Origin of the sequence: uncultured Alsobacter sp. (assembly GCF_945952055.1) — a bacterium.
Classification (GTDB): domain Bacteria; phylum Pseudomonadota; class Alphaproteobacteria; order Rhizobiales; family Beijerinckiaceae; genus Alsobacter.
Window position 1 is genome coordinate 1 of the sequence record NZ_CAMFHB010000054.1, and the last position, 15,998, is coordinate 15,998.

Annotated in this window: 14 protein-coding genes; 8 read left to right on the top strand and 6 right to left on the bottom strand. The window is 68.9% G+C overall.

All coding sequences use genetic code 11. The features are described from left to right. Window positions 1–186 precede the first annotated feature (186 nt). Window positions 187–1,008 carry a PfkB family carbohydrate kinase gene (locus Q0Q47_RS26635; RefSeq protein WP_293867416.1) on the bottom strand — a complete coding sequence of 274 codons (822 nt, stop codon included), beginning with the start codon at window positions 1,006–1,008 and terminating at the stop codon, window positions 187–189. A gap of 101 nt (window positions 1,009–1,109) precedes the next feature. Between Q0Q47_RS26635 and Q0Q47_RS26640 the strand changes: the two genes are divergently transcribed. From Q0Q47_RS26640 to argE, 8 genes are all read left to right on the top strand, one after another. Continuing rightward, window positions 1,110–2,111, top strand: coding sequence for an SIS domain-containing protein (locus Q0Q47_RS26640; RefSeq protein WP_293867418.1), 1,002 nt, complete (start codon window positions 1,110–1,112; stop codon window positions 2,109–2,111). Between the two features lie 74 nt (window positions 2,112–2,185). Continuing rightward, window positions 2,186–3,193 (top strand): TRAP transporter substrate-binding protein DctP, encoded by a 1,008-nt coding sequence (gene dctP / locus Q0Q47_RS26645; protein ID WP_293867420.1) that lies wholly within the window; start codon window positions 2,186–2,188, stop codon window positions 3,191–3,193. 54 nt (window positions 3,194–3,247) lie between these two features. Beyond that, window positions 3,248–3,733, top strand: coding sequence for a TRAP transporter small permease (locus tag Q0Q47_RS26650; protein ID WP_293867422.1), 486 nt, complete (start codon window positions 3,248–3,250; stop codon window positions 3,731–3,733). After that, window positions 3,730–5,004 carry a TRAP transporter large permease gene (locus Q0Q47_RS26655; protein WP_293867424.1) on the top strand — a complete coding sequence of 425 codons (1,275 nt, stop codon included), beginning with the start codon at window positions 3,730–3,732 and terminating at the stop codon, window positions 5,002–5,004. Before Q0Q47_RS26650 ends, Q0Q47_RS26655 begins: the two co-directional genes overlap by 4 nt. Window positions 5,005–5,007: 3 nt before the next feature. Beyond that, on the top strand, window positions 5,008–5,955 hold the full coding sequence (locus Q0Q47_RS26660; RefSeq protein WP_293867426.1) for an ornithine cyclodeaminase: 948 nt from the start codon (window positions 5,008–5,010) through the stop codon (window positions 5,953–5,955). Continuing rightward, entirely contained in the window at window positions 5,952–8,000 is a 2,049-nt protein-coding gene (locus Q0Q47_RS26665; protein ID WP_293867428.1) for an NADH:flavin oxidoreductase, read from the top strand. Before Q0Q47_RS26660 ends, Q0Q47_RS26665 begins: the two co-directional genes overlap by 4 nt. 132 nt (window positions 8,001–8,132) lie before the next feature. Next, entirely contained in the window at window positions 8,133–9,278 is a 1,146-nt protein-coding gene (locus tag Q0Q47_RS26670) for a LacI family DNA-binding transcriptional regulator (protein ID WP_293867430.1), read from the top strand. Between the two features lie 152 nt (window positions 9,279–9,430). Next, window positions 9,431–10,555: an acetylornithine deacetylase gene (argE, locus tag Q0Q47_RS26675; protein ID WP_293867432.1), complete on the top strand. Its 1,125-nt coding sequence runs from the start codon at window positions 9,431–9,433 to the stop codon at window positions 10,553–10,555. 16 nt (window positions 10,556–10,571) lie between these two features. Here the strand turns inward: argE and Q0Q47_RS26680 are convergent, their stop codons facing one another. The 5 genes from Q0Q47_RS26680 to Q0Q47_RS26700 all read right to left on the bottom strand — a co-directional run bounded on the left by Q0Q47_RS26680 (window position 10,572) and on the right by Q0Q47_RS26700 (window position 15,975). Further along, entirely contained in the window at window positions 10,572–11,897 is a 1,326-nt protein-coding gene (locus Q0Q47_RS26680) for an FAD-binding oxidoreductase (protein ID WP_293867434.1), read from the bottom strand. A gap of 99 nt (window positions 11,898–11,996) precedes the next feature. Beyond that, entirely contained in the window at window positions 11,997–12,473 is a 477-nt protein-coding gene (locus Q0Q47_RS26685; RefSeq protein WP_293867436.1) for an Lrp/AsnC family transcriptional regulator, read from the bottom strand. 54 nt (window positions 12,474–12,527) lie between these two features. Then, the gene (locus tag Q0Q47_RS26690) at window positions 12,528–14,186 is read right to left on the bottom strand and encodes an ABC transporter ATP-binding protein (protein WP_293867472.1); all 1,659 of its coding nucleotides are present in this window, start codon (window positions 14,184–14,186) and stop codon (window positions 12,528–12,530) included. Then, entirely contained in the window at window positions 14,186–15,028 is an 843-nt protein-coding gene (locus Q0Q47_RS26695; RefSeq protein WP_293867438.1) for an ABC transporter permease, read from the bottom strand. Before Q0Q47_RS26695 ends, Q0Q47_RS26690 begins: the two co-directional genes overlap by 1 nt. Next, the gene (locus Q0Q47_RS26700) at window positions 15,025–15,975 is read right to left on the bottom strand and encodes an ABC transporter permease (protein ID WP_293867474.1); all 951 of its coding nucleotides are present in this window, start codon (window positions 15,973–15,975) and stop codon (window positions 15,025–15,027) included. The genes Q0Q47_RS26695 and Q0Q47_RS26700 overlap by 4 nt, the downstream gene beginning before the upstream one ends. Window positions 15,976–15,998: the final 23 nt, after the last annotated feature.

The window sequence follows — 15,998 nt, forward strand, 5'->3', positions numbered from 1 at the left end:
GGAACACGGCAATGCAATGAGTGCAAGCGACGCTGGTTTCGCGTCCCCGCAACCAAAATACGCAGTGCTCACGCGCTGAACCAACGCCGCCCCTTCCCGGGCGGCGTTTTTGCGTTTTGGGCTCCCGCTTCCCTGCCCGCCCCCCTTGCGCCGGCGATCTCCCGTCCCGGTCCCCGCAGCCCGCGCTCAGGCCGCCCCGGTCTGGACGGTGGAGGGGACGCCATAGCCGACCGCGCCACAATAACCGCACGTCCGCGCGGCCTCGTCCGCAGCAGCCTGCAGCACGGCGTCGGGAGATTCGTCGCGCAGCAGCCCGACGAGCACCCTGGCGATGAAACTGTCGCCGGCTCCCAATGTGTCGACGACGGTTGCTGGAGCCGCCGTGATCTCATGCCATCCGTCGTTCCCCGACAGGACCGCGCCGTCCGCGCCCCGGGTCGCGAGAACCCAACGCGCCCCGGCCGCATGCATGGCGCCGACGACCCCGCGCAACTCCGCCGTCGAGGATTCGGTCGCAGAGATCGACGCGAGCCAGCAATGCGCCGCAACGCGCGCGCGATGGTCGGGCTCGCGGCGTGTGGAAAAATCGTAGGACAGGCGCGTGGCCAACGAGATGGCGCCGAGGCATCCGTCGAGCCCGGCGTGCTGGTAGACGTGAGCGGCGTCATGACGGGCGATGAAGTCCAGGTCTCCACGGCTAGGCTCGAATCGCGACACGCCCAGATCGTAGGAAACGAACTGGCGGTCGCCGCCCACGTGCCCGATCACGCAATGGGCTGTCCTGCCCTCAACCACGCGAAGATGGCTTGCATCGACGCCTTCGGTGTCGAGCACGTGCCGGATCAGGCGGCCGGGGGCATCGTCGCCGACCGCGCCCACGTAGGCGGCAGCGGCGCCGCAGCGCCGCGCGAACACCGAGACGTTGAAGCAGTTCCCGCCGGGGTACATCAGCCCGTCACTGAGGTAGCAATCGACGTCGTTGTCGCCCACGCCAACGATGCGCACCATGCCGAACTCTCCGATTGACAACGTGTGAGAACGTTCGCACACTGCCCTCGCATCGTCAACGAGCGGGCAAAAAGCCCGCGCCGTACACCCGAGAGACGAGAATGGGCGCTCACACCAAGGCCGATGTCGCCGCAGCGCTGGACGCCATTGCCGAAAGGCCGCTCTCGCATGTCTTCCTGGTCGCCTGTGGCGGGTCCTTCTCGATCATGCTGGCCGGAAAATATCTCATGGACCGGACCGCGCCCGACCTGCCGTGCGACGCGCTCAATGCGGACGAGTTCATCTGCCGTTCGCCCGCGCGCCTCGGTCCGCGGGCGCTGGTGATCCTGTGCTCGCAGACCGGCACGACCAAGGAGACCGTCGCCGCTGCGCGCTTCGCCCGTGAAAAGGGTGCCGTCACCATCGCCATGTCGCTCGACCTGGCGTCGCCGCTGGCCTCTGCTTCGGATCACCGGGTGGCATATCGGGCGCACTACACCACCGGCGAAAGCATTGACGCGTCCGACAGCAACTATGCCGTCCTTTATGCGCTGCTCGTGGGGCTGCTCGCCCAACGGGGGCAGGCCGACCTGCGCCCCGCGCTGGCGACGAGCCTTGCCGGCCTGCAGCCCACCATCGACAAGGCCAAGGAGCGCCTCTGCGCGCCGATCGCCGCCTATGCCGAGAGTTTCGCCACTGCACCCGCCGTCTATACGCTGGCAGCTGGGCCAAATTCCGGGGCAGCGTATTCATTCGCGATCTGCGTCCTCATGGAAATGCAGTGGATCAACTCGCAAGCCGTCCACGCCGACGAGTTCTTTCACGGGCCGTTCGAGGTGGTTGACAAGTCGGCTCGCTTCATCGCGCTGCTCGGGACCGGCCCGACCAGGAGGCTGGAAGAGCGAGCGCGAGACTTCCTGATGCGGTACGGCGATCCGGGCAACATCCTGGTTCTCGATGCGGCCGACCTCGATCTCGACGCCCTGGCGGACCCGTTCCGGGAGCTCTTCGTGCCGTTGATCTTCTTCGACGTCCTGTGGGTGTTCGCGTACCGCCTGGCGGCGGTGCGGCAGAAGCCGATGCTCGAAGCCCGGCGCTACATGAAGAAAATCACGAACTACTGAGCAGAAGTAGCCGCAGTACAGGCAGCGCATAGACGCCCGCGATCAAGACAAACACCAGAGAGAAGGAGGATGGCATGCCCTTTTCCAAGATCACGCGCCGCGCGCTGGCCGGCGCAGCGGTTTCGGTGGCCCTCGCAGCCATGTCCCTGGGCGCGCAGGCCCAGACCCCGACCGCGATCCGGATCGCTTCAGTCAATCCGCCGACGGCCGAGTCCCTCGTCTTCGTGCAGAAGGTCGCGGACCGGGTCACCGAGCGCACCCAGGGCCGCGTGACCTTCCGGCTTTTCCCGTCCGGTCAGCTCGGCACGACCAACGACTCCATCGAGCAGGCCAGCCAGGGCCAGCCCGTGATCACCTACACGTCGGCCTCCTTCATGGCCGGCTTCGGCGTCCCCGAACTGTCCGTCATCGAAGGGCCCTTCATCGTCGCCAACAACGAGGAGGGTGAACGCCTGGCGTTCTCGCCGCTCCTGCAGGGCTGGTACGACCAACTCGCCGCCAAGTCCGGCATCCGCGTCATCGCCCTCAACTGGTTCGACGGCCCCCGCCACATGATCGGCAATGCCGGTTACGGCAAGCCCGAAAGCCTGAAGGGCGTTCGGATGCGCGTCCCGCCGGTGGAGACGTGGATCAAGACCTTCGAGCCCCTCGGCGTCGTTGCGACCACGGTAGAGGCCGCGGAGGTCTATTCGGCGCTGTCGCAGGGCGTCGTGGCCGCCGCCGAGTCGCCGCTGACGGGTTTGCGGGCGAGCAAGTGGTTCGAGGTGTCCAAGCACATCACGCTGACCGGCCATTTCAACCTGTTCACCGGCTGGGTGATGAGCGAGGCGACCTTCAAGGGGCTGTCGGCCGGCGACCGCGCCATCCTCCTCGAGGAGTTCCGCAAGGGTGGCCAGGAGCTGTCGAAGGTCTCCGCGGAACGCGGTGCCGCCATTCGCAAGGAATTCGAAGCCGCCGGCGTGACATTCCACGAGGCGGACATCCCGGCCTACCGCAAGATGACCGCCAGCTTCTACACGAGCTTCCCGAAGTGGCCCGCCGGGCTCCACGAGAAGGTCCTGGCGGCGGCCGCCGGCAAGTAGACGTTGCTGCTGCGGTGACCACGCCCTGGGGCGGCGTGACGAAAGGGGGGCGGCGTGAGGGTGCTTGACGCAATCCTGTCGATCATCGGAACCGTCGTTCCGGTGGTTCTGCTGGCTCTCGTGATCATCGTGGTCACCGCCAACATCATCGCCCGAAACGTCTTCGGGCTCCCGTTCCATGCGGCCCACGACATCGCCATGCTGGCCTTCGCCGGTGTCGTGTGGTTTGGGCTGGTCGGCGCCGCGCTCGACGGGCAGTTCTTCGGCGTCGACTATTTCGTCGATCGACTGCCCGGCAGGCTGCCGCTGTACTGCCGGATCGCGTCGCGCGCGGTCGTCGTCATCTGCAGCGCGGCGATCATCTACTCCGCGTGGATGCAGATCGGAACCGCGCGCTTCTCGCGGTTCCTGTCGCTCGGCTGGCCCAAATGGATCGTCTCGGCCGGCCTGCTCGTCTCCATGGTTCTCGTCATCGTGGTGCAGGTCCGCGAGATGGTTCGGTTGTACCGCGGTGAGGCTGTCGGGAGGACGACGTCGTGATCCTTGCGTCCATCGTCTTCTTCCTCCTCCTGGTCTTCGGCGTCCCCGTGGCGTTCGTGATGCTCGGCGCATCCGTGTTCTACTTCGTCGAGAACCCGATGATGGCCAGCATCGTGGCGCAGCGCATGTCGTCGTCGCTGGAATCCTTTCCGCTGCTCGCGGTGCCTTTCTTCGTCTTCGCCGGGGCGGCAATGGCCCGCGGCGGGATCGCCGACCGGCTGTATGGCCTCGCCGACGCAATGGTGGGCCACTGGCGCGGCGGCCTGGCCCAGGTCGGCGTGCTGAATTCGCTCTTCATCGGCGCCATGTCGGGGTCGGCCAATGCCGATGCGGCCATCGATGCGCGCTCGCTGGTCCCGATCATGCGGCGCCAGGGATACTCCAACGGCTTCGGCTCCGCGATCAGCGTGGTCTCCGGGGTCATAGCGCCGCTGTTGCCGCCCAGCATCGGCCTGATCATCTACGGACTGCTGACCGACACGTCGATCGGCCGGCTGTTTATCGGCGGCATCGTTCCGGCGGTGCTGTGCACGCTCGTGCTGATGGCGACGGTCCGCCACCTCGCCATCCGCCGCAACTACGCATCCTCGCGCACGACCCGGATGGCGGGGCCGGAGATCGCGACCCGCTTCCGCGCCGCCCTGTGGGCACTGGCCATGCCGGTCATGCTCATCGTGGGGCTGCGTGGCGGCTGGTTCACGCCGACGGAACTCGGCGCCATGGCCGCCCTGTATGCGCTCGCGGTCGGGCTCTTCATCTACCGCGGCTTTGGCGCCACCGACATCTACGACCTGCTGCGGGAGGCGGCGTTCACCACCGCCAGTGTCATGTTCATCGTCGCAGCCGCGGGCGTCCTCGGCATCATTCTCGCGCTGGAGCAGGTCCCCCAGCGCATCGTCGAGGCGCTCCTGACGCTCTCCGACAACAAGTACGTCGTGCTCTCCATCATCATGCTGGCGCTGCTCGTGCTGGGCACCATCCTGGAGGGGATCGCCCTCCTCGTCATTCTCGCGCCGCTGCTTCTCCAGGTGGCCACCAAGATCGGGATCGATCCGGTCCACTTCGGGATCCTGATCGTCTTCAACACCACGATCGCGTCGATCAGTCCGCCCGTCGGGACCGTCATCTACACCGTCTGCTCGATTACTAAATGCACGCTCGAGGAACTGACCGTCGAAATGCTCCCGTTCATGCTGACGCTCACCGTCCTCCTCTTCATCCTGACGTTCTGCCCGCCGCTCGTGACCTTCCTTCCCAACCTGATGTTCTAGATCATGCGCTTCTATGACGCCGAAGCCGTTCATGCGCTGCTGGCCTATCCGGAGCTGATCGAAGCCCTGCGCCAGGCCCATCGCCAGGCGGGGCCCGACGCCGCGCACATGGTGCGAGACGATCCCGCCGGCGGCGACAACAGGTTCGTCGTGCTGGTGGGCTGGCAGGGCGGATCCGTCATCGCGGTGAAGATGGTCGGCGTGTTCCCCGACAACCTCGCCCTCACGCCCCCGCAGCCCTCCGTCCAGGGGCTGGTCGCGGTCTTCGATGCCGCAACCGGAGCGCCGGTGCTGGCGGCGGACGGCGCCGCCATGACCTTCCGCAAGACCGCGGCTGACTCCGCGCTCGGCGCCAGCCTACTGGCCCGGCCGGACGCGCGCGTCCTCCTCATTGTCGGAGCGGGCGGACTCGCGCCCCACGTTCTCGAGGCCCATCGCGCCGCGCGCCCGTCGATCGACCGGGTGCTGGTGTGGAACAGGACGCATCACCGGGCCGAGGCGCTGGCGCGCGCGCAGGCAGGGCGAGGATTCACGATCCGCGCCGTGTCCAACCTCGACGAAGCCGTGGCGGAGGCCGACGTGATCTCCTGTGTCACCATGTCGGACGCGCCGCTGGTGAGGGGTGCGCTGCTCAAGCCCGGCGCCCATCTGGATCTCGTCGGCGCGTACCTTCCGACCATGCGCGAGGCCGACGACGACGCCATGGCACGGGGCTCGATCTTCGTCGACACGCGCTCGGGCATGGAAGGGGCGGGCGACCTGGCCCAACCGGTCCAGAGCGGCCGCATCGACTGGTCGAACGTGCGGGCCGACCTCTTCGACCTGTGTGGGGGACGCCATCCGGGCCGCACGCATGCTGACGAGATCACGGTCTTCAAGAACGTCGGCGGCGGCCATCTCGACCTCTTCACGGCGCAGTGGCTGAGAGCCGTCGCGGGGCGCGCCCCATGAGCGATCGGTCGGACCCGCTGCTCACGCCGTTCAGGCTGAAGCACCTGACGCTGAAGAACCGCTTCATGTCGACGGCGCATGAGCCGGGCTATGGCGAAGACGGCATGCCGAAGGCTCGCTATCGCCTTTATCACGCAGAGAAGGCCAGAGGCGGGATTGCGCTGACGATGACAGCCGGGTCCGCCGTCGTGTCGCGCGACAGCCCCGCCGTCTTCGGCAACCTGCACCTCTACGACGACGCCATCGTGCCGTGGCTGCGCGAGATGGCGGACGCCTGCCACGAGCATGACTGCAAGGTGATGATCCAGATCACTCACCTGGGTCGCCGCACCGCCTGGAACACCGGCGACTGGTTGCCCGTTCTCGCGCCGTCCCCGGTGCGCGAGCCCGCGCATCGGGCCTTTCCCAAGACGGCCGAGCACTGGGATCTCGACCGCATCGTCGCCGACTACGCGAGCGCGGCGCAGCGGTGCCAGGCGGCGGGCCTCGACGGGTTGGAGTTCGAGGCCTACGGCCATCTGATGGACCAGTTCTGGTCGCCCGCCACCAACCGGCGCGACGACGAGTATGGCGGCTCGCTCGACGACCGTCTTCGCTTCAGCTGGCGCGTCATCGACGCAGTGCGCGCCGCGGTGGGACCGGACTTCGTCGTCGGGATCCGCATGACGGCCGACGAGGCGCTGAAGGACGGGCTGTCGCGCGCCGACGGTGTCGAGATCGCAAGGCGCATGGCCGCCAGCGGCAAGGTGGATTTCCTCAACATCATTCGGGGCTCGGTCGAGAGCGACGTGTCGCTCGCCAAAGTCATCCCGCTGCACGGCACGCCGGCGTCCCCGCATCTCGACTTCGCGGGCGAGGTTCGCTCGGCCGCGCGGTTTCCCGTCTTCCACGCAGCGCGCATCAACGATGTCGCCACCGCGCGCCACGCCATCGCTTCGGGCAAGCTGGACATGGTCGGCATGACTCGAGCCCACATCGCCGATCCGCATATCGCCCGGAAGGTCGCGGCCGGCCACGAGCACCATGTCCGCCCCTGCGTCGGCGCAAGCTATTGCGTCGACCGGGGCGGCGAGGGCGGCGAGACGCTGTGCATCCACAACGCCGCCACAAGCCGCGAAGCGACGATGCCGCACGTCATCGCGCGAAGCGAGGGGCCCCTGCGCAGGGTGCTCGTGGTCGGCGCGGGCCCGGCCGGGTTGGAGGCCGCGCGCGTCGCCGCGGAGCGCGGACACCACGTCACCGTGTGCGAGGCCGCCGGGAAGGCCGGCGGGCAACTCAGGCTTGCGACGCAGAACCCGCGCCGCCGCGAACTGGTCGGCATCATCGACTGGCGGCTAGCCGAACTGCAGCGCCTCGGCGTCGAACTGCGCTACGACACCTGGATCGAGGCCGGCGACGTCGATCCGTTCAAACCCGACGTCGTCATCGTCGCCACGGGCGGCGTGCCGCAGTCGCCGGCGCTCGAAGCGGGCGACGACCTCGTCGTCTCGAGCTGGGACGTGCTGGCGGGCACCGTGCAGATCGCCCAGAACGTCCTCGTCTACGACGACAACGGCGCTCACCCCGGGATGTCCGCGGCCGAGATGATCGCAAAGGCCGGCTCTCGCCTCGAGATCGTGACCCCCGAACGCAACTTCGCCCCCGACATCGGACCCTTCAACCACGTCCCCTACATGCAGGCCTTCCGGCGACACGGGGCGCAGCTGACGATCACCACGCGCCTCACATCCGTCCGACGTGACGGAAACGCCCTCGTCGCCACGCTCTCGTCCGACTACGCGCCGGAGATCCGGGAAGAGCGACGCGTCGACCAGGTTGTCGTCGAACACGGAACGGCACCGATGGACGATCTCTATCTCGCCCTGCGCCCCCGCTCCATGAACCGCGGGGAGGTCGACTACGAAGCCCTGACGGCCGGGCGTCCGCCGTTTCCGGACCGCAATCCCGATGGCGACTTCGTCCTGATCCGCATTGGCGACGCCATCCAGTCGCGCAACGTGCACGCTGCGATCTACGACGGACTTCGGTACGGTCTGCTGCTGTAGGCGCCCTGTGACGCACTGCGGGTTCGGACGGTTCACGGCTGCTGCGAACGGTCGGGTTCCACCTTTTCGCGGCATGCTATAGCCAACCGCGCATGCGAGCGTGTAACCACGCCTTCCGACTGCGGTAGACCCATGGCTCCCCGACGCCCGGACAAGATCACCATCACCGACGTGGCGCGGCACGCTGGCGTCAGCACGGCGACGGCCGGCCGCGTGCTTGGCGGCTATGGCTACACCAGCACCGAGGTTCGCGACCGGGTTCGCGCCAGTGCGGAGGCGATGGGCTACAGGCCCAATCTGCTCGCCCGCAGCTTGATCACCGGGCGCACCAAGACGATCGGCGTGGTCGCGGGCGACATCCAGAGCCCGTTCTACGCCAGCATGCTGCGCGGCATTTCGGACGTTGCCCGGACCGAAGGCTTCGGGGTGATCGTGACGAACACCGACGAGCGGTCCGACCGGGAGATCGAGGCGGTGCAACTGCTTCTCGAGAAGCAGGTGGACGGGCTGATCGTGGCACCCTCCGACCTCCTCAACTCGCCCCATCTCCATGCGGCGATCGAAGGGGGCTGCCCGGTGGTGCAGGTCGACCGCATCGTGGCCGGCCTGCCGGCGGACTCGGTCACCGTCGACAACCGCGGCGCGGCGCGCGACGCCGTCGCGCACCTGATCGCGGCCGGTCATCGTCGCATCGGCATCGTGGCCGAGCTGGAGCGATCTGCCTACGGCAGCGTCGCGGCTTTCGTCAGGGCGGTCGAGGACGACAGGGTCGAGGCAACGGCGCTGTTCCCGAGCTGGCAGCGCCTCTACGGCTACCTGGATGCGCATCGCAGCGCCGGCCTCACCATCGAGCCGGCCTTCATCGCGCGCGTCGGCGAGTATTCCGTCGCGGCCGGAAAGGCCGAAACGCTGAAGCTCCTGGACCGGCAGCAGCGCGTGAGCGCTCTCTTCACCGCCGACGGACTGATGTCGGCCGCCGCCATGGACGCCATCACCACGCTCGAGATGGCGATCCCGACCGACGTGTCCCTGGTCTGCTTCGACGATCTCGACTGGATGCGGTTCGCCAAGCCGGGGATTTCGGCGGTGGTGCAGCCGCTTCTGGAACTCGGCGAAACAGCCGCCAGCACCGTGCTGTCGCGGATCCAGGGCGACACGTCCGCCTCGCGCCACGTCACCCTGCTGCCGCAGCTCGCCCTGCGTGGATCGGTGCAAGGTCTCCCGGGCTCCCTCGCGTCGGCTCGGGACGACGGCCCCTCGCCCCCGACACGGCCGTAATCGGCCGGTGGCCCGCGGACGGGAGGAGGGATGACGACGCGCCCCCCGACGAACGCGCACGACCGCATCTTTGCGCTGCCCGGAGGCGCATCGCAGCATCCTGTTGCGCGCGGTGACGACTAGCATGGGACCCGTCCACCGGAGGCCCTCCCATGACCCGCGAAGAGATCCTGGCGCAGCTCGTCGCCTTCCCGTCCGTGGTCGGCCGGCCCAACGGTGACATCGTGGACTGGATCCGGTCCTGGCTGGCCGGTCATGGCGTCATCGCCCATGTCCTGCCGGGTCCCGAGGGCGACCGGGCGAATCTGTTCGCGACCATCGGCGTGCCGGACAGGCCTGGCCTCGTCCTCTCCGGCCACATGGACGTCGTGCCGGCCGCGGAACCGGACTGGGCGACCGATCCCTTCCGACTGCACGCCGACGGCGACCGCCTGCTCGGGCGGGGCACGAGCGACATGAAGGGCTTTCTGGCCGCCGTGCTCGCGGCGGTGCCGCGCCTCGCGGGGCAGGACCTCGCCCGGCCCGTGCATCTGGCCTTCTCCTATGACGAGGAGGCCGGGTGCCGCGGCGTCCCGCATCTCATCGCCAGGCTCGGCGAGCTGTGCGCCCCGCCGGCCTGCGCCGTGATCGGCGAGCCGAGTGGCCTGCGGGCGATCCTGGCGCACAAGGGAAAGGCCGCGGCGCGGATCACGGTGCAGGGGCGGTCCGGGCACTCGTCGCGCCCCGATCTCGGACTGAACGCCATCCACGGCATGGCGAGCGTGCTCTCGGCCGCCGTGGCGGCCGCCGAAGCCGCCACGCGCGGCCCGCACCATCCCTCCTTCGCGCCGCCCTATTCGACCATCCAGGTCGGAACGCTCACGGGCGGCCACGCCCTCAACGTCATCCCGGCGCTCTGCACGGCCGAGATCGAGGCCCGCGCCATCGCCGGCCAGTCCGCCGCCGCGCTGCTGGCGCCCGTCCGCGACGCCCTCGCGGCGCTCGACCGGCAGGGCTTTGCGACCGCCTGGGAGCCGCTCTCGGACTATCCCGCGCTCGCCTTGCCCCGCAGCGCGCCCATCGCCACGCTCCTGGCGGAGGTCGCGGGCCACGAGCCTCTCGCCGCCGTGAGCTACGGGACCGAGGCGGGGCTCTACCAGGCGGCGGGGATCGACGCGATCGTCTGCGGGCCGGGGGACATCGCGCGGGCCCACAAGGCCAACGAGTTCATCACGCGCGGGGAGCTCGCGGACTGCGAGGACATGATCGTCGCCCTGGCGTCCCGGTTCGCCGCCTGACGGCGCGCCGAAGGGCTCAGAATTCGGCGACCTTGCCCCAGGCCGATGCCGCGAAGCGACGCGGATGGTAGGGGCGCGGATCGACCAGGGGCTCGGCACCCGTGACGATGTCCGCGATCAGGTGCCCCGCGCCGGGACCGATCCCGAAGCCGTGGCCGCTGAAGCCGGCGGCCAGGATGAAGCCCGGAATGTCCTCGATCTCGCCGATGGCCGGAACGCCGTCCGGCGTACTGTCGATGTATCCCGCCCAGGTCGCCGCGACGGGCACGGTGCGCAGCGCCGGCAGCAGGTCCATGGCGCGGCGGTGCGTGAGCGCGATCTGGCGCGCGTCCGGCACCGGATCGAGAACCCGGCACGCCTCCATGGGGGTGGGCTCGTCCAGCCGCCAGCGCGCCAGGGTCTCGTGTCCCGCCTTCCAGGCCTGGAGTCCGCCCGGCGCGATGTTGCGCCAGCGCTTCGCCAGCATCGGGCCGAACTGCCGGATGAACCGGATCTGCTGTGGCGTGGGATCGACCCGGGCGCCGCCGCTGATGGCCAGGTTGTAGCCACCGTCGCCGCGGCGCGTCACCGACACCTGGCTGGTGTGGAGGGCATCGGGCAGCCCCTGGGCGCCCGGCGCGACGGCCAGGATCGAGGAGCGCACGGAAGACTGCGGAAACCGCACGCCGAGCTGGTTGCAGAACGACGACGCCCAGGCCCCCCCGGCCATGACCACCGTGCGGGTCCGGATCGTCCCGGCCTCGGTCACCACGCCGCTGACGCGGCCGGCCGACACCTCGAGGCCCCGGGCGGCGCAGCCCTGGTGCACGGTGCCGCCGTACTTCATGACCCCCAGCGCCGCCACGGGAACGGCACGCCGGGTGTCCGCGATTCCGTCGGTCGGCGAGAACACGCCGCCCTTCCAGCGCTTGCCCGTGGCCGCACCGCGGCGGCTCGCCTCCTCGCCGTCCAGCATGAACGTGGTCACGCCGACGCCGCGCGCGAAGGTACCCCACCGCGCCCAGCCCGCGATCTCCGCGTCGTCGTTGCTGAGATAGAGCAGGCCGCAGCGGCTGAAGCCGGGATCCTCGCCGATCTCGGCGGCGAGCGAGTCCCACAGCGCCAGGCTCCTGGTGGCGAGCGGAAGCTCCCGCGCGTCGCGGTTCTGCTGCCGACACCAGCCCCAGTTGCGGCTCGACTGCTCGGCACCGACGGCGCCCTTCTCGAGGAGCGCCACCCGGACGCCGCGGCGGGCCAGGTAGTAAGCCGTGAAGGTGCCCACCACGCCCGCCCCTATCACGACGACGTCGGCCTCGGCCGGCAGGGCCGAGCCGGTCTGGATGGTCATCAAGGGCACGCGCATCAGGGCTCTCCGAACGTGCCGCAACCCTAGCCGCGGCCCGGCAGCGTCCGGTGCTGGAGTTGTCCCGCAGACCGCATTTTCTGCTGCGGGTGCCGGCCGTCAGCGGTTGAAGAGCTTCGACAGGGGAACGTGGTTCTTCACCACCGGCGACTTCAGGACGACGAAGCTGAAATACTTGTCGATGCCGACGTCCTGGTCGATCAACCGCTCCATGATCGACTGGTATTCGGCGATGCTGCCCGTCACGAACTTCACGAGGTAGTCGTACCCGCCCGAGATGAGGTGGCACTCCATCACGCAGTCGAGCTTCTCGACCGTCGCGACGAAGCGTGCAAAGTCGATCTGCCGGTGGTTCTTGAGCGTGATCTCGGTGAAGACCGTCAGCGCCTGGCCGAGCTTCGCCACGTTGATCAGCGCCGAATAGCCGGTGATGTAGCCTTCGTCCTGCAGCTTGCGGACGCGGATCAGGCAAGGGCTCGGCGAGAGGTTCACGAGGCCGGCCAACTCGACATTGGTGATGCGGCCGTTCTTCTGCAGCTCCGAGAGAATCTTGATGTCGATCTGGTCGAGCTTCATGCGCGTCCCGTGATGCTCATGGGGGTCGATCGATTCACGCGGGCCGCCGACGGGTCAGCGCCGGGACAGCGCGGCCACCACCTCGGGATCGTTCTCGATCGAGTCCAGCCAGTGCGGGTCGAGCTTCGGCACCGAAGCGAACAGCAGCTTCGTATAGGCCTTGTGGTTGCGCGCGCCGACCTCGTCGCGCGACATCTGCTCGATCTTCTCGCCCGCATACATCACCGCGATCTGGTCGCACACGGCCTCGACCGTCGGAAGATCGTGGCTGATGAATACGTAGCACAGGCCGAGTTCGCGCTGCAGTTCCTTCAGCAGGTCGATGATCGCCGCCGCCACCACGGTATCGAGGGCGGAGGTGATCTCGTCGCACAGGATGATCTGCGGATCGGCGGCGAGAGCCCGCGCGAGGTTGATCCGTTGCTTCTGCCCGCCGGAGAGCTCAGGCGGCCGGCGATGCTTCAGGCCGCGCGGCAGGTGGACCATGTCGAGCAGCCGGTCGACCCGCGCCTCGGCCGCGGCCCCCTTGAGCCCGTGATAGAAGGCGAGGGGGCGTCCCAGGATGTCGGCGATGCACTTCGCCGGGTTGAGGGCGGTGTCCGCCGACTGGAAGACGATCTGCACCTGGCGCAGCTGCTCGCGCGTGCGGTCCTTGGCGGCGCTGGGCAGCGGCTTGCCCTGCAGCAGGATCTCGCCCGACGCCGCGGGCAGGATCCCCGCGATGGCGCGCGCCAGGGTCGACTTGCCGCAGCCCGACTCGCCGATGACCCCGAGGTTGCGCCCCGGCTGCAGCGTCAGGCTCACGCCCTTGACGATGGTGACGAGCGGGCGCCCGTCGGACTGCAGGCCACCGTAGCCGGCCACCACGTCCCGCAGCTCCAGCACGGGCTGCGCGAGAGGCGCGGGCGCCGCGCCCGCCGGTGGGCCGCCGGGCCGAAAGGCCGCCAGCAGCGCCTGCGTGTAGGGGTGGGACGGCGCCTGCAGGATGTGCGCTGTGGACCCCACCTCCTGCACCTCGCCGCCCTTCAGCACGACGATCCGGTCCGCGATCTGCGCCACGACGGCGAGGTCGTGCGAGACGTAGACGCCCGCGATGCGGCTTTCCCGCATGACCGCCTTGAAGGCCCGCAGCACCTCGATCTGGGTGGTCACGTCGAGCGCGGTGGTCGGCTCGTCGAAGATCACGAGGCTCGGATTGCCGATCAGGGCCATCGCCGCCGAGAGCCGCTGCAGCTGTCCGCCCGAGACCTGGTGCGGGTAGCGCTCGCCGATGGTGTCCGGGTTGGGCAGGGACAGCGCCCGGAAGAGCTCGACCGCGCGCAGGCGCGCCTTGTCGTCGGGCATGAGGCCATGGATGCGGGAGACCTCGACCACCTGGTCGATGATCCGCATGGCGGGGTTGAAGGCCGCCGCCGCGCTCTGGGGCACGTAGGCCACTTCGGTGCCCCGCACGGCGGCGCGCTGCCGCTCGGTGAGACGCACCATGTCCTTGCCGGCGACGACGACGCTGCCACCCTCGATCCGGCAGCCCTCGCGCGCGTAGCCCATCAGGGACAGCGCGATGGTGGTCTTGCCCGAGCCGCTCTCGCCGATCAGCGCGACGATCTCGCCCGGGGCGATGTCGAAGCTGACGCCCTTGATGATCTCGACCCGCCGGCCGGCATCCGTCGTGGCGCCGATGCGCAGATCCCGGATCTCGACGAGGTTGGCCATCATGCGCTCCGATCCCTGATCTTGCGCGGCAGGTTGTCGATCAGCAGGTTGACGCTGATCGTCAGGCTGGCGATGGCGACCGAGGGAAACATCACGGCCGGGGCGCCGAAGGGCAGGCCGCTGATGTTCTCCCGCACCAGGGCGCCCCAGTCGGCATTCGGCGGCTGGACGCCGAGGCCGAGGAAGGACAGCCCCGACAGGAGCAGCACGATGAACACGAAGCGCAGGCCGACGTCCGCGAACACGGGCCCGAGGATGTTGGGCAGGATCTCCGAGCCGATGATGTAGGGCACCCCCTCCCCGCGCGCCCGCGCCACGGTGATGAAGTCCATGGTGTTGACGTTGACGGCGAGCGCGCGGGCGAAGCGATAGGAGCCCGGGGTGTAGATCACCGCCAGCGTCATGATGAGAACCGGGATCGACGAGCCGACGCCGGCCACGACGACCAGGCCGAAGAGCTTGCTCGGGATCGAGTTCAGGGCGTCGAGGAAGCGGCTGAGCACCGTGTCGGTCCACCCCCCGGCGACCGCAGCCGCCATGCCCAGCGTCACGCCGGTGAAGCAGGCCAAGCCCACCGCCGCGAGCGAGATGCCGACCGTGTAGCGCGTCCCCAGGAGGATGCGCGAAAGCATGTCGCGGCCCAGGTAGTCCGTGCCCAGCGGGAACTGCGCCGACATCGGTCCGAAATAGTCGCTGTCGACGATCTCGCCGATTCCGTGCGGCGCCAGCAGCGGCGCGAAGAGGGCCACCAGCGTCCACAGCAGGATGGTGCAGGAGGCCAGCAGGCCCACCAGGTTGATGCGGAAATGGAACGGGAGGGGGATCGCACCGACCATGGTCATCGCAGCCGCGGGTTGGACAGGATCGCCACGACGTCGGCGATCGTGATCAGGAGCAGGTAGACGACGCAGAACACCATGGCACAGCTCTGGATGAGCGGCAGGTCTCGCGTCGAGACCGCATCCACCATCAGCTTGGCGATGCCCGGATAGTTGAAGATCGTCTCGACGATGATCACGCCGCCGAGCAGGTAGGACAGCGACAGGGCGACCGCATTGATGATCGGGCCGACCGCGTTCGGCAGCGCATGCCGCAGCACGATGCGCGCCGGCGATGCTCCCTTGAGCCTCGCCATCTCCACGTACGGCGTGTTCAGCGTCTCGATCATCGCGGCCCGCGTCATGCGGATCATCTGCGCCGAGATGACGAAGGCCAGCGTGATCACCGGCATGGCGAAGATGCGCAGCAGGTCGAGGAAGGACGTCGCCTCCCGGGCGACGGAGAGGGCCGGCAGCCAGCGCAGGTGCACGGCGAAGATCAGCACCGCCGAGGTCGCCACCATGAACTCGGGCACCGAGATCACCGCGATGACGCCGAAGGTGAGCAGGCGGTCGAACAGGCTGCCGCGCAGGATGGCGGCGCAGATGCCGAGCGACAGCGCGATGGGCACCGACGCCAGGGCGGTCACCCCGGCGAGCTTCAGCGAGTTGAGGAGCCGCGGACCGATGAGCTGCGTCACCGGCATCTTGTTGGCGTAGGACACGCCGAGATCGCCGCTGCCCAGGCCCGCCAGCCAGCGCACGAAGCGCAGGAAACCGGGCTCGTCGAGATGCATCGCCGCCCGCAGGCCGGCCACGGCCTCGGGCGTCGCGGCCTGGCCGAGCAGCACCTCGGCGACGTCGCCGGGGAGGATCGCTGTCGCGCAGAAGACCGTGAACGACACCACGACCAGCGTGAACAGGGCGACGAGCAGTCGGCCGCCGACGAGGGACCAGACGAAGCGGTTCATGGCGTTGCCCGTCTGGCTCCTGT

Bases quoted from the DNA above. Each gene is read 5' to 3' on its own strand.
- Q0Q47_RS26665 (WP_293867428.1), top strand. From the start codon at position 5,952: ATGAGCGATCGGTCGGACCCGCTGCTCACGCCGTTCAGGCTGAAGCAC.
- Q0Q47_RS26700 (WP_293867474.1), bottom strand. From the start codon at position 15,975: ATGAACCGCTTCGTCTGGTCCCTCGTCGGCGGCCGACTGCTCGTCGCC.
- Q0Q47_RS26685 (WP_293867436.1), bottom strand. From the start codon at position 12,473: ATGAAGCTCGACCAGATCGACATCAAGATTCTCTCGGAGCTGCAGAAG.
- Q0Q47_RS26660 (WP_293867426.1), top strand. From the start codon at position 5,008: ATGCGCTTCTATGACGCCGAAGCCGTTCATGCGCTGCTGGCCTATCCG.
- dctP (WP_293867420.1), top strand. From the start codon at position 2,186: ATGCCCTTTTCCAAGATCACGCGCCGCGCGCTGGCCGGCGCAGCGGTT.
- Q0Q47_RS26690 (WP_293867472.1), bottom strand. From the start codon at position 14,186: ATGGCCAACCTCGTCGAGATCCGGGATCTGCGCATCGGCGCCACGACG.
- Q0Q47_RS26640 (WP_293867418.1), top strand. From the start codon at position 1,110: ATGGGCGCTCACACCAAGGCCGATGTCGCCGCAGCGCTGGACGCCATT.
- Q0Q47_RS26695 (WP_293867438.1), bottom strand. From the start codon at position 15,028: ATGACCATGGTCGGTGCGATCCCCCTCCCGTTCCATTTCCGCATCAAC.
- Q0Q47_RS26635 (WP_293867416.1), bottom strand. From the start codon at position 1,008: ATGGTGCGCATCGTTGGCGTGGGCGACAACGACGTCGATTGCTACCTC.
- Q0Q47_RS26680 (WP_293867434.1), bottom strand. From the start codon at position 11,897: ATGCGCGTGCCCTTGATGACCATCCAGACCGGCTCGGCCCTGCCGGCC.
- Q0Q47_RS26670 (WP_293867430.1), top strand. From the start codon at position 8,133: ATGGCTCCCCGACGCCCGGACAAGATCACCATCACCGACGTGGCGCGG.
- argE (WP_293867432.1), top strand. From the start codon at position 9,431: ATGACCCGCGAAGAGATCCTGGCGCAGCTCGTCGCCTTCCCGTCCGTG.